We start from the raw sequence: 12,801 nt of genomic DNA on the forward strand, positions 1-12,801 counted from the left end.
ATGAAGACGCTTTCTCCCGTTGTGGCAGTCATCGCCTTGGCCGCAGCCCTTGCTGTCGGTGTAGTGGTCGGACGCAAGTGGCCCGCCGCCGTGCCGGCCGAAACCGTGAAACCTGCTGCCACCGCATCCGCTCCTGCAGCCACGGCGCGCGCCAAGCCCGACTCCGTGGAAATTCCCGCCGGCGGCTTCGACCCGCAGCAGGTGAAGGTCGCGCAGGTCAGTCAGCTTTCCGTACCGGTGGAGCTGTCCACGCCCGGCAAGCTCGCCTACAACGCCGAGCGCACCAAGCTGGCATCGGCGCGCGTGGCTGGCCGGCTGGACCAGATCCTCCTGTTCGAAGGTGCGCAGGTGCGCGAGGGCCAGCCGATTGCCCAGCTGTACGCACCGGATTTTATCTCCGCACAGAAGGAATACCTGCTGGCGCTGAATACCGCCCGCCAGCTCAAGGGCTCCAACATGAAGGATCTGCAGGACGACGCGGATGCCACCGTGCAGTCGGCAGCGGGCCGCCTGCACGTGTTGGGCATGTCGGATGCCGATGTCGCGCAGGTTGCCAAGCGCGGCACGCCCGCTGAACATCTGACGCTGCGCGCACCCATCTCGGGCACGATCGTCAAGCGCAACATGGACCCGGGCGCCTTCCTGAACGTGGGCGACTCGTTCATGAGCATCGTCGACACGCGTGTGCTGTGGTTCACCGGCAATGTGTATGAAAACGACATCGCCAGCGTGCGCATCGGCCAGCCCATCTCGCTGCATACGTCGGCGTATCCGGACCGCGAGTTCACCGGCCGCGTGAGCTTTATCGCCCCGAACATCGACCCGGCAACGCACACGTTGACCGTGCGCTGCGACGTGCCAAACACCGACGGCCTGCTGCGCCCCGAGATGTACGCCACGGCGCGCATTCAGACCGGCAGCGGCCAGGCCACGGTGGTGCCGAAGTCGGCGCTGGTGAAAGACCACGGCAGCTACTTCGTGATCGTCCAGAGCGATGCCACGCACTTCAAGCGCGTGGAAGTGCACGGCAAGGACACCGGCACCGACGGTAACTTTGCTGTGACGGCGGGGCTTGAGGCTTCGTCGCAGGTGGTCGTGCGCGGCGCCGCGCTGCTCAACGAGATGATCGTCAAGGCGGGGGCGTAGGCATGGGCTTCAACCCCATCGCGGGCATTCTCAAGCGGCGGCTGCTGATTGTCTTCCTGGCAATCGCCCTGCTGGTGGCGGGCGTGCTGGCGTTTCGCGAGCTACCGCTGCAGGCGTATCCGGGCGTGGCGCCGCTGTCGGTGCAGGCCATCACGCAGTGGCCGGGCCGTAGCACAACCGAAGTCGAACAGCAGATTACGATCCCGATCGAGAATGCGCTGGCCGGCGTGCCGGATGTGCAGTCGTTCCGCTCGGTATCACTGTTCGGGCTGTCGGTGGTCACGCTCAAGTTCAAGGAAGGCACCGACGGCTTCAAGGCGCGGCAGAACTTTGCGCAATACGTGGCTGCAGCCAATTTGCCGACCGGTGTGCAGCCGTCGCTGAGCCCGGACTCTGACGCCACCGGCGAGATCATGCGCTTTCGCCTCGTGGGCGACGGCGTGGACCTCACCACGCTCAAGAGCTACCAGGACTACGACATCACCAAAGAGTTGAAGCATGTGCAGGGCGTGGCGGATGTCAGCTCCTTCGGCGGCAAGGTGAAGGAGTATCACATCGTGCCGTCACCGGCGAAGCTGCAGTCGTACGGCATCACGCTGTCGCAGCTCATCACGGCCATCGGCAACGCCAACAACAACACCGGCGGCAATCTGCTGCGCGACGGCGAGCAACAGTTCGTCGTGCGCGGCGTGGGCCTGCTGCAGACGGTGGACGACATCCGCAACGTGGTGGTGGCCGCCAACAACGGCGTGCCGGTGCGTGTGCGCGACATCGCCGAGGTGGAAATCGGCAACGTGCAGCGCCTGGGCCAGGTGCAATACAACGACCAGCCCGACGTGGTCGAAGGCATCGTGCTGCTCAAGCGCGACGCCAACGCCAGCGAGGTGCTGGCCAAGGTGCGCGAAAAGGTCACGGAGCTGAACAACGGCATCCTGCCCAAGAGCGTTCAGATCAAGCCGTTCTACGACCGCCAGGTACTGCTCGACATCACCATGGGCACGGTCGAACACACGCTGGTGGTGGGCATCTCGCTGGTGCTGGCGGTGCTGTTCGTCTTCCTGGGCAACTTCCGTGCTGCGGCCGTGGTGGCGGCGGTGATTCCGCTGGCGCTGTGCGTGTCGTTCATCAGCATGGAGCACTTCCATGTGCCGGCCAATTTGATCTCGCTTGGGGCAATCGACTTTGGGGTGATTGTCGATGCGGCCGTGATCGTGATGGAAAACATCATGCGGCATCTGGAAGAAGGCGCCGAGAAGCTGGACGACGCCATCGTCAAGGCGACCAGCGAAGTGCAGCGCGCGATGATTTTCTCCACGGGCATCATCATCGTGGCGTATTCGCCGCTGTTCTTCATCGGCGGCGTGGAAGGCATCATCTTCAAGCCGATGGCATTCACGATGGGCTTCGCCTTGATGGCGTCGATCGTGCTGAGCCTGACCTTCGTACCGGCCACCACCTCCTTCGTGTTCGGCAAGACGCTGCATCCGCATTCGCCGGCGTTTATTACGGCGATTCTGCGCTGGTACAAACCGCTGCTGCGCAAGCTGATTGCGCGCCCGATGGCCGTCTTTGCCACGGCCATCACGGCGCTCCTGCTGACGTTGTATAGCGCCACGTTCCTCGGCACGGAGTTCCTCCCCACGCTGGAAGAAAACAACCTGTGGCTGCGCATTACGTTGCCCAACACGGTCGACCTCGATTACTCATCTTCAGTGGCCAACGACCTGCGCGCGTACTTCGTCAAGCAGCCGGAAATCAACCAGGTTTCGGTGCAGATCGGCCGCCCCGATGACGGCACCGATTCCACCGGCGTGTTCAACCAGGAATACGGCCTGTACTTCGCGCCGCCCGACCAATGGCCCGCCGGCATGACGAAGGCGAAGCTGGTCGAGCGGCTTTCCAAGCGTCTGGAGAAGATTCCCGGTATCGAATACAACTTCTCGCAATACATCCAGGACAACGTGGATGAAGCGCTCTCGGGCGTGAAGGGCGAGAACTCGGTCAAGCTGTTCGGCAACGACCTCAACGTGCTCGAAGCCAAGGCCAACGAAATCCAGGCGCAGCTCAAGAAGGTGCCGGGCCTGGTGGACGTGGGCATCTTCCGCGAACTGGGCCAGCCGACGCTCAACGTTTCGATCGACCGCCAGGCCGCTGCGCGCTTCAACATCAACGTGAGCGATGTGCAGAACCTCGTGCAGTACGCCATTGGCGGGGCACCGGTCACGCAAATCCTTGAGGGCGAGAAATCGTTCGGCCTGGCGGTGCGCCTGAACCAGCAGGCACGTGCGTCGTACGACGCCATCCGTGAGCTGCTGATCGATACGCCCGATGGCCAGCACATCCCGCTGTCGATGATCGCCAAGGTGGAAATGACCGATGGCCCGTTCTTCATCTACCGCGAACTCGGCAAGCGCTACATCGCCATCAAGTTCGGCGTGCGCGGCCGTGATCTGGGCAGCGCCGTGGACGAAGCGCAGCGTGTGGTGGGCGACAGCGTGCAACTGCCCGAGGGCTACACCGTCAAGTGGGACGGCCAGTTCAACGAGATGAAGGTCGCCCAGAGCAAGCTGATGGTGATCGTGCCGTTGACGATTCTCGTGATCTTCCTGCTGCTGTACAGCACGTTCGGCAACTTCAAGGACGCGCTGATGGTGGTGCTGAATGTGCCGTTCGCCGCCATCGGCGGGCTGCTGGCGCTGCATATCGCACACGAAACGTTGTCGATTTCAGCGGGGATTGGCTTCCTGTCGTTGTTCGGGATTGCCATCCAGGACGGGGTGATCCTGATCTCGTACGTCAATCGGTTGGCGCAATCCGAAAACGTGCGGGAAGCCACCGTGGACGGGGCCGCGCTGCGCCTGCGCCCGGTCATCATGACGGCCATGCTGGCGGGCTTGGGCCTGCTGCCCGCGGCGCTGTCGCACAGCATCGGCTCGGAAGCGCAGCGCCCGCTGGCGCTGGTGATCGTCGGCGGCATGGTCACCACGACGATTCTCACGCTACTGGTGCTGCCGGTGGTCTTCACGTGGGCGCACCGTCATCGCCGGCCGCCCTCGCGCGATTCGGACGTGAATCCGACAGCGGCCATGCTGCCTTAAGCCGCGTGCGCTAAAAGCGCAACGGGCGCGTCGCTTTGCCAGCGGTGCGCCCGTTTTCATTTGGGCTCGCACCAGAATCGGACCAATCTCATGGTGACGCGTAGCCGAGGCGAGCAGAGTGCGACTCTGGTTCTCATCGCACGCATCGCCACCATGCTCCCCACGCCCAACGTATCCCCCAGCGTCGCCGCCCAGTTTCCGCCGCAGGTCGTCGCCACACTCATCGAGCTGTTTGGCAATGATCTGCAGCAATGGCGTTTTATCGTCGATCTATTTTGCGAGACGGCAGAACAGGATCTCGCCAACCTGGCGAACGCCATCCGCAGCGGCGAAGACGCGCAGATCGTTGAAGCGGCGCATCGCATCGTCGGTTCCGCGCGCATGCTGGGGCATCAGCCGATTGGCGATGCTGCCCGCCGCATCGAGCGCGCAGCGCAAAGCATCGGGCCCTATCAGCAGCGTGCGCAAGAAATGCAATCCGCCCTCTCCTGCCTGCGCGCCTTGGCCGATGAATTCCGCCAGCAGGCCAATGCCTGCGCCTGGCCAAACGCGGCGGTAGCGGGCTAACGGCGCGCCATACTCCGCAAGCCATCGACTGCGGAGCAGCGTCACCCTTGGCCTAATCAACTTATGTTTTATGAAACATAAAGTAATTGATTAGGCTACAAATTGCGTGATTCGCAATACAACGGGTGATTACAACTATTGATCTAGAGCAGGCTGCCCCACTATCTTTCGCGGGCAACGTCGGCGCACTCCAACTGCAGCCGCCTGGCACGCGCCGGCCATGACCGGCACGGCCGCACCGTTTCACCACGTACGTCACAACACGGGCTCAACTTATCCGGGGGGATTCGATGTCCGAAGCAGTCCTGCATCCATTTTTCTCGCGCGAGCGCACCGTCGCCGCGGTTGGTTTCAACCGCTGGCTGGTTCCGCCTGCCGCGCTGGCCATCCATCTGTGCATTGGCATGGCCTACGGTTTCTCCGTCTTCTGGCTGCCGCTTGGCCGCGCGCTGGGCATCACCAAGCCGCTCACCTGCGGCGCCGATGTCTCGCTGATCGCCGAGCTGTTCACCACCACCTGTGATTGGCGCGTGTCCAGCCTGGGCTGGATGTTCACGCTGTTCTTCGTCTTCCTGGGCGCATCCGCAGCCATGTGGGGCGGCTGGCTCGAGCGCGTCGGCCCGCGCAAGGCTGGCGTCGTGTCGGCCGTGTGCTGGTGCGGCGGCTTGCTGATTTCCGCGCTTGGCATCCAGATGCACCAACTGTGGCTGCTGTGGGTGGGCTCTGGCGTGATCGGCGGCATCGGCCTGGGGCTGGGCTACATCTCGCCCGTGTCGACGCTGATCAAGTGGTTTCCGGACAAGCGCGGCATGGCCACCGGCATGGCCATCATGGGCTTTGGCGGCGGCGCGATGATCGGCGCTCCGCTGGCTGACCGCCTGATGAAGATGTTTGCCACGCCCGAATCGGTCGGCGTATCGCAAACGTTTATCGTGCTGGCCGGCATCTACTTCGTGTTCATGATGGCTGGCGCGCTGGGTTACCGCGTGCCGCCCACGGGCTGGAAACCTGCCGACTGGACGCCCTCGCCCGCCAAAGCGAAGGACACGATGGTCACGCAACGCCACGTGCACGCAAACGAAGCGCTGAAGACGCCGCAATTCTGGCTGATCTGGGCCGTGCTGTGCCTGAACGTTTCGGCCGGTATCGGCGTGCTCGGCATGGCCTCGCCGCTGCTGCAGGAAGTGTTTGGCGGCAAGCTGCTGGGCGTGACGACGTCGTTCATGGACCTGACCGCCGCCCAAAAGGGCCAGATTGCGGCCATCGCTGCGGGCTTCACGGGTCTGCTGAGCCTGTTCAACATCGGCGGCCGTTTCTTCTGGGCATCGCTGTCGGACCGCCTGGGTCGCAAGATGACGTACGCCGTTTTCTTCGTGCTCGGCTTCGTGCTTTACGCCTCGATTCCGTGGACGTCGCACACGGGCAATATCGCCCTGTTCGCGCTGGCCTTCTGCGTGATCCTGTCGATGTACGGCGGCGGTTTTGCGACTGTGCCGGCGTATCTGGCTGACATGTTCGGCACGCAGATGGTGGGCGCCATCCACGGCCGCCTGCTCACGGCATGGTCGACGGCAGGCATTCTGGGCCCCGTGCTGGTGAACTACCTGCGCGAATACCAGATCGCCCATGGCGTGGAACGCGCAGCCGTGTACGACATCACGATGATGATCCTGGCCGGCCTGCTGATCCTGGGCTTCATCTGCAACCTGCTGGTGCGCCCCGTCAACGCGAAGCACTTCATGACGGAAGCGCAACTCGACGAGCAACGTCACGCTGCGGCAACCAAGAGCCCAACCCCGTCGGTGGCCTCGCCGGAAACGTCACTGGAATGGAAAGCGCATCCAGGCTCTGCCGTGGCCGTGGTACTGGCCTGGGCCGCAGTGGGCCTGCCGTTGGGCTGGGGGGTTTGGATTACACTCCAAAAAGCTGCCGTTCTGTTCTCCTGATACGTGATTTAAAGCCGCCCCGCCACCCATGAAGCACCAGAAAATCGAGTTCTACCGTCATCCGGCCGGTGGCTGGGGCGCGCTCAAGAGCGTTGCACATCAATTGCTGTCTCAGGGCATCGCGGCCAAGGGCGCCAAGACGATGCTGTCGGCCAACCAGCCCGACGGCTTCGACTGCCCCGGCTGCGCCTGGCCCGATCGGGACCATGCCTCGACGTTTGAATTCTGCGAGAACGGCGTCAAAGCCGTAGCCGCAGAGGCGACTTCCCGCCGCACCACGCCAGAGTTCTTCGCACAGCACACCGTGCGCGAACTGGCGGAGTGGTCCGACTACGCGCTGGAAGATCAGGGGCGCCTCACGCACCCGATGGTCTACGACGCGGCCAGCGACAAATACGTCCCGATCGAATGGGACGCCGCCTTTGCGCTGATCGCGCAGCACCTGCGCGCGCTGCCCGATCCGAACCAGGCGATCTTCTACACCTCTGGCCGCACCAGCAATGAGGCGGCCTTCCTCTACCAGTTGTTCGTACGCGCGTACGGCACGAACAACTTTCCCGACTGTTCCAACATGTGCCACGAGCCCTCCGGCACGGGCATGCGGGGCAGCATCGGCGTCGGCAAGGGCACCGTCACGCTCGACGATTTCACCAAGGCGGATGCCATCTTCATCTTTGGCCAGAACCCGGGGACAAACCACCCGCGCATGCTGGGTGAGCTGCGCGAGGCATCGAAGCGCGGCGCGCGCATCGTCTCGTTCAACCCGCTGCGCGAGCGCGGGCTAGAGCGCTTTGCCGATCCGCAAAGCAAGATCGAGATGCTGACGCTGGGCTCCACGCGCATCAGCACCGAATACCACCAGGTGCGCATCGGCGGCGACCTGGCCACCGTCAAGGGGATCATCAAGCACGTGATCGAGCGCGACGACGTGGCGCGCAGTCGCGGCGAACCTGCCGTCATCGACCACGCCTTCATCGCCCAGCACACCGGCGGTTACGACGCCTTCGCCGCCGACGTACGTGCCGAATCGTGGGCCACCATCGAAGCCGAATCGGGCCTGCCGGAGAACGAAATCCGCCAGGCCGGCGACACGTACCTCAAGGCCGGCAGCGTCATTGCCTGCTGGGGCATGGGCATCACGCAACACAAACATTCGGTCGCGACGATCCAGATGATCGTCAACCTGCTGCTCCTGCGCGGCAACATCGGGCGCCCGGGTGCCGGGGCGTGCCCGGTGCGCGGTCACAGCAACGTGCAGGGCGATCGCACGATGGGCATCTACGAGAAGCCCGCCCCGGCGTTCCTGGATCGGCTGGAACAGGTCTTCGGCATTCAAGTGCCGCGTGAACATGGCTACGACACCGTCGGCGCCATTGAGGCGATGCAGCAAGGCGCCGCACGCGTGTTCTTCGCCATGGGCGGTAACTTTGCGGCAGCCACGCCGGACACGGCTGCCACGTGGGCGGGCCTGCGCCAGTGCGACCTGACCGTGCACGTGACGACCAAGCTCAACCGCAGCCACATCGTGCACGGCAAGGCGGCACTGATTCTGCCGTGCCTGGGCCGAACCGAAGTCGACCAGCAAGCCGGCGGCACGCAAGGCGTGACGGTGGAAGACTCGATGAGCATGGTGCACATGTCGGCGGGCATCAATCCGCCGGCCTCGCCGCATCTGCTGTCGGAACCGGCCATCGTGGCGCGGCTGGCCGAAGCGACGCTGCCCGAAAGCACGATCCCGTGGCGTTGGCTGGTCGAAGACTACGACCGCATCCGCGAACGCATCGAAGCCGTGTTCGACGACTTTGCCGGCTTCAACGAAAAGATTCGCGTGCCGGGCGGCTTCCGCCTGCGCAACACCGCATCGGAACGCGTCTGGAGCACGCCGTCGGGCAAGGCGGAATTCCACGCGCATGCCGTGCCGACCGACACGCCGGTCCACCGCGCCCGCGAGCGCCACGCCGACGCCACCGTCTTTACGCTCGCCACGGTGCGCTCGCACGATCAGTACAACACCACCATTTATGGCATGGACGACCGCTACCGCGGCGTGTTCGGCCAGCGCCGCGTGGTATTCATCAACAAGGAAGATCTCCACACGATCCGCATGAAAGACGGCGAGTGGGTCGACATGGTGACGCTGTCAGACGACGGCACCACGCGCCGCGCCGATGGCTTCCGCCTCGTGGCATATGACATTCCGCGCGGCTGCCTGGCGGCGTATTACCCCGAGACCAATCCGTTGGTGCCGCTGTCTTCCGTGGCCGACCAGGCCCGCACGCCGACGTCCAAGTCGATTCCGGTGATGCTGGTCCCGAGCCAAGTCCAACGCACCGCCGAGTCCCAAGCGGCCACCACGGCAGAAGCCTGATGTCGACCGAGCCGGCGTGGTCTGCGCTGCAACTGGCGCTGCTGGCCGCATTGCGCGACACCGACGCCGGCAAACCGGTGTCGCTGCCCTGGCTGACCAAGCGCGTGGGCGAGCGTGCCAGCACAGTCCTGCGCGCGCTGCATCCGCTGGCTGATGCCGGGCTGCTGCGCGTTGCCATGGACGACACCCGCTGGCTCATCGTGCTGCTCGACGCCGGCCGCGTTCTGCCCGATTTCACCGCATGACTTTTCTGCCCCGCCACCCCGCAGGCTTGCCCGTCGTTTCGACCATCGCGACGAAACGCACGCGCACCGGCACGCAAGAAGACGCCTCCACCGCTGTCGCCGATGAAGCCCCGGTTGCGCTGGTCTTCAACGGCATCACGCATGCGGTGATGATGGCGTCGCCAGCCGACCTGGAAGACTTTGCACTGGGTTTCGCGCTGTCCGAAGGCATCATCGACAGTCGCGCCGATTGGCGTGGCGTAGATGTGGAAACGCACCCGCATGGGCTTGAAGTGCATGCGGAAATCGCTTCGCATTGCTTCGTGCGGCTGAAGGAACGCCGCCGCGCGCTGGCCGGCCCGACCGGCTGCGGCCTGTGCGGCATTGAAAGCCTGCAGACCTTTGAAGACGCACCGACGCCGCTAGTGCCGCCCACGTGGATGGCGGCATTGACCGACGCACAAGTGCTGGATGCCATGCACGCGATGACGGCGCAACAGCCGGCCAACGCGCTCACCGGTGGCGTGCATGCCGCGGGCTGGATTCCTGCAGACGGCAGCACACCGCTGCACGTGCTGGAAGACGTGGGCCGTCACAACGCGCTGGACAAGCTGATCGGGCGGCTGGCCCGGCTCGGCATCCGCCCCGCAGACGGGTTCATCGTCATGACAAGCCGCGCGAGCTTCGAACTGGCGCGCAAGTGCGTGCAGGTCCGGGTGCCGCTGCTGGCGACAATCTCCGCGCCGTCCTCGCTGGCGATTCGCCACGCCAAGGCCGGACAGCTGACGCTGCTGGCGTTCTGCCGGGGTGATGGCGTGACGCGGTTTGCGTAGCGAGCGGAACGGGCGGGGCTAGATCTCCACCTTGCTTCCTAGCTCAACCAACCGGTTGGCGGGAATCCGGAAGAAGTCCGACGGCTTGGCGCTGTTGTGCTGCATCCAGGCAAACAAAGACTCGCGCCACATTGCCATGCCAGGCAGCGGCGATGGCACCACCGTGGCACGTGTAATGAAGAAAGAGGTTTCCATGTCTTCAAAAACGATGCCCAGCCGTTCACCCACGTTGCGGACGATCTCGTCCACGGCCGGTGTTTCCTTGAAGCCGAAATCGACCACGGCCGTGTGGATGTCGTCGCCAATGGTCTTGATGACCAGACGCTTGGCTGGGTCCACATACGGCACGGCCAGTGTGCGGAAGTGGATGAACAGCACGCGCTTGTGCAGCACGTGGTTGTGCTTGAGGTTGTGCAGCAACGCCAGAGGCACGAAGTCGATGCTCGGCGTCAGATACACGGCGGTTCCATCCACACGATACGGTGGATGGCGCAGCAGCCCTTCCATGAACGGCTCGAGCGGAATGCCGCCTTCCACGTTGCGCGCCTTCAGCAGTTGCGTGCCCGAGTGCCACGTCACCATCAGGAAGAAGATCAGGCCGCCCAGCAGCAAGGGGAACCAGCCACCCGCGGCAATCTTGAGCAGGTTGGCCGAAAAGAACGACAAATCGACCGCCAGGAACACCGCGCCAATGCAGGCCACCAGCGACAGGCGCCACTTCCAGGCGTTGCGCATGACCACCGTGACGAGCCCTGTCGTCAGCACCATGGTGGTCGTCACCGCAATACCGTAGGCCGCCGCCAGGTTGTCGGACTTGCCGAACGCCAGCACCACCGCCACCACCAGCACCAGGAGCATGTAGTTGACCACCGGCACGTAGATCTGGCCGATTTCCACATCCGACGTGTAGAGAATTTTCATGCGCGGCGCATAGCCCAGATGCACCGCCTGCGCCGTCATCGAAAACGCGCCCGAGATGACTGCCTGCGACGCAATGACGGTGGCCGCCGTCGCCAGCACCACCATCGGGCCCACCGCCCAGTTCGGCATCAACAGGAAGAACGGGTTCTGCACGGCGCTCGGCTCGCGCAGCAGCAAGGCGCCCTGGCCAAAGTAGTTCAGCAACAGACACGGCATGGCAATGTAGAACCACGCGTAGCGGATCGGGCGCGCGCCAAAGTGGCCCATGTCGGCATACAGCGCCTCGGCGCCGGTCAGCGCCAGAAACACCGAGCCGAACACGATGAACGCCAGCACCGTATGCCGGAATCCAAATTCGATGGCATATACGGGGTTCAGCGCCACCAATATCTGCGGCGACTTCGCCACCGAAACCAGCCCCATCAGCCCCAGCAGCAGGAACCAGAGCACCATGATCGGCCCGAACAGCCGCCCCACCACGTGCGTGCCCTGCTTCTGGATCAAAAACAGGGCGACCAGCACGATCAGCGCAAGGGGCAGCACCCACTTCTGCAGCGCGGGCGCCATGATCTCCATGCCCTCGATGGCGGAGAGCACCGAAATGGCGGGTGTGATGACGGCATCGCCGTAGAACATGGCGGCCCCCAGCAGGCCGAGCAGCATCAACGTGCGTGTGAACCGGGCGCTGCCGCTGCTTGCACGCATGGCCAGCGCCGTCAGCGCGAGGATGCCGCCTTCGCCGTTGTTGTCGGCACGCATGACGAACAGCACGTATTTGATGGACACCACCAGCGTCATGGCCCAAAAGAGCATCGACAGGATGCCGAAGACGGTCTGATCGGAAAACGGAACCCCATGCTCGGGGTTGAAGCATTCCTTTAGTGCGTACAGGGGGCTGGTGCCGATGTCCCCGAAAACCACGCCGATTGCGCCAATCACGGTGGCCATCAACGCGGGATTTTTCTTGGTTTTACTGGCTGCGGCGGTCGTCATGGGTAGGCTGCGACTGGAACGACGGGGGCGCACGCAATTTTCGTGCACCGTCTGCTGCACTGGCTTTACGGGGCGAGCCGAGTGCGGCAGAAGCCACTAAAGCTTAGGTGAAAACGCCCGGTTTTGCGCCGGTGTTTGCACCGATGGCAAGCCTGCGCCAACCCTGCTGAGCGGCAGAAAACAACGTACTCACCGGGTCTAAGCAAAAAGCTTAAAAAAACAGACTTTGACGGGGAGACGCGCCAAGCATATATTCACAAAACGATCGTTTGGCCGGTTCGGCCGGGTCTGCCTGCTGTGTTTGTATTGGCCGGCGGCCGATCGATTTCTCAACTTCACGACTCAAAATCATGGCTACTGGTACCGTCAAGTGGTTCAACGACGCAAAGGGTTTCGGCTTCATTACCCCGGATGATGGCGGCGAAGACCTTTTCGCACATTTCTCCGCTATCAATGCCGCAGGCTTCAAAAGCCTGAAGGAAGGCCAGAAGGTGTCGTTCGAAGTCACGCAAGGCCCCAAGGGCAAGCAAGCTTCGAACATCGTGCCCCAGTAACAAGGAGCACGCGGGCGCGGTAGCCCGGTTTTGGCTTGCCGCGCGGGGTTTCCTCGCGCGTGTATTGGCCGGGATATTCCGCCAGGCAGGTTGTTCAGTACGTGTTTGCCATCAAGCAGTCGGAAGGTCACCGGAAGCGGTGACCTGGTTT

Annotated in this window: 9 protein-coding genes; 8 read left to right on the plus strand and 1 reads right to left on the minus strand. The window is 63.6% G+C overall.

The window, feature by feature from the left end:
- From ACTJK6_RS10695 to fdhD, 7 genes are all read left to right on the plus strand, one after another.
- Positions 1–1,146 (plus strand): efflux RND transporter periplasmic adaptor subunit, encoded by a 1,146-nt coding sequence (locus ACTJK6_RS10695; protein WP_440839013.1) that lies wholly within the window; start codon positions 1–3, stop codon positions 1,144–1,146.
- 2 nt (positions 1,147–1,148) lie between these two features.
- Positions 1,149–4,244, plus strand: coding sequence for an efflux RND transporter permease subunit (locus tag ACTJK6_RS10700; protein WP_440839014.1), 3,096 nt, complete (start codon positions 1,149–1,151; stop codon positions 4,242–4,244).
- Between the two features lie 90 nt (positions 4,245–4,334).
- Entirely contained in the window at positions 4,335–4,811 is a 477-nt protein-coding gene (locus ACTJK6_RS10705; protein WP_440839015.1) for an Hpt domain-containing protein, read from the plus strand.
- Positions 4,812–5,101: 290 nt separating this feature from the next.
- The gene (locus ACTJK6_RS10710; protein WP_440839016.1) at positions 5,102–6,757 is read left to right on the plus strand and encodes an OFA family MFS transporter; all 1,656 of its coding nucleotides are present in this window, start codon (positions 5,102–5,104) and stop codon (positions 6,755–6,757) included.
- 28 nt (positions 6,758–6,785) lie between these two features.
- Positions 6,786–9,125 carry an FdhF/YdeP family oxidoreductase gene (locus ACTJK6_RS10715; RefSeq protein ID WP_440839017.1) on the plus strand — a complete coding sequence of 780 codons (2,340 nt, stop codon included), beginning with the start codon at positions 6,786–6,788 and terminating at the stop codon, positions 9,123–9,125.
- Entirely contained in the window at positions 9,125–9,370 is a 246-nt protein-coding gene (locus tag ACTJK6_RS10720) for a MarR family transcriptional regulator (protein ID WP_413411280.1), read from the plus strand. Before ACTJK6_RS10715 ends, ACTJK6_RS10720 begins: the two co-directional genes overlap by 1 nt.
- On the plus strand, positions 9,367–10,182 hold the full coding sequence (gene fdhD, locus ACTJK6_RS10725) for a formate dehydrogenase accessory sulfurtransferase FdhD (RefSeq protein ID WP_440839018.1): 816 nt from the start codon (positions 9,367–9,369) through the stop codon (positions 10,180–10,182). Before ACTJK6_RS10720 ends, fdhD begins: the two co-directional genes overlap by 4 nt.
- 18 nt (positions 10,183–10,200) lie before the next feature.
- Here the strand turns inward: fdhD and ACTJK6_RS10730 are convergent, their stop codons facing one another.
- Positions 10,201–12,096 carry a potassium transporter Kup gene (locus tag ACTJK6_RS10730; protein WP_440077282.1) on the minus strand — a complete coding sequence of 632 codons (1,896 nt, stop codon included), beginning with the start codon at positions 12,094–12,096 and terminating at the stop codon, positions 10,201–10,203.
- A gap of 350 nt (positions 12,097–12,446) precedes the next feature.
- On the opposite strand from ACTJK6_RS10730, the gene ACTJK6_RS10735 reads away from it, so the two are divergent.
- Entirely contained in the window at positions 12,447–12,650 is a 204-nt protein-coding gene (locus ACTJK6_RS10735; protein WP_027679026.1) for a cold-shock protein, read from the plus strand.
- Positions 12,651–12,801 lie beyond the last annotated feature (151 nt).

The sequence above is a fragment of the Ralstonia sp. 22086 genome (assembly GCF_052045975.1).
Taxonomy (GTDB): Bacteria; Pseudomonadota; Gammaproteobacteria; order Burkholderiales; family Burkholderiaceae; genus Ralstonia; species Ralstonia wenshanensis.

Excerpts from the sequence above, each read along its gene's own strand:
- ACTJK6_RS10695 (WP_440839013.1), top strand. The coding sequence starts at position 1 with ATGAAGACGCTTTCTCCCGTTGTGGCAGTCATCGCCTTGGCCGCAGCC.
- ACTJK6_RS10700 (WP_440839014.1), top strand. The coding sequence starts at position 1,149 with ATGGGCTTCAACCCCATCGCGGGCATTCTCAAGCGGCGGCTGCTGATT.
- ACTJK6_RS10705 (WP_440839015.1), top strand. The coding sequence starts at position 4,335 with ATGGTGACGCGTAGCCGAGGCGAGCAGAGTGCGACTCTGGTTCTCATC.
- ACTJK6_RS10710 (WP_440839016.1), top strand. The coding sequence starts at position 5,102 with ATGTCCGAAGCAGTCCTGCATCCATTTTTCTCGCGCGAGCGCACCGTC.
- ACTJK6_RS10715 (WP_440839017.1), top strand. The coding sequence starts at position 6,786 with ATGAAGCACCAGAAAATCGAGTTCTACCGTCATCCGGCCGGTGGCTGG.
- ACTJK6_RS10720 (WP_413411280.1), top strand. The coding sequence starts at position 9,125 with ATGTCGACCGAGCCGGCGTGGTCTGCGCTGCAACTGGCGCTGCTGGCC.
- fdhD (WP_440839018.1), top strand. The coding sequence starts at position 9,367 with ATGACTTTTCTGCCCCGCCACCCCGCAGGCTTGCCCGTCGTTTCGACC.
- ACTJK6_RS10730 (WP_440077282.1), bottom strand. The coding sequence starts at position 12,096 with ATGACGACCGCCGCAGCCAGTAAAACCAAGAAAAATCCCGCGTTGATG.
- ACTJK6_RS10735 (WP_027679026.1), top strand. The coding sequence starts at position 12,447 with ATGGCTACTGGTACCGTCAAGTGGTTCAACGACGCAAAGGGTTTCGGC.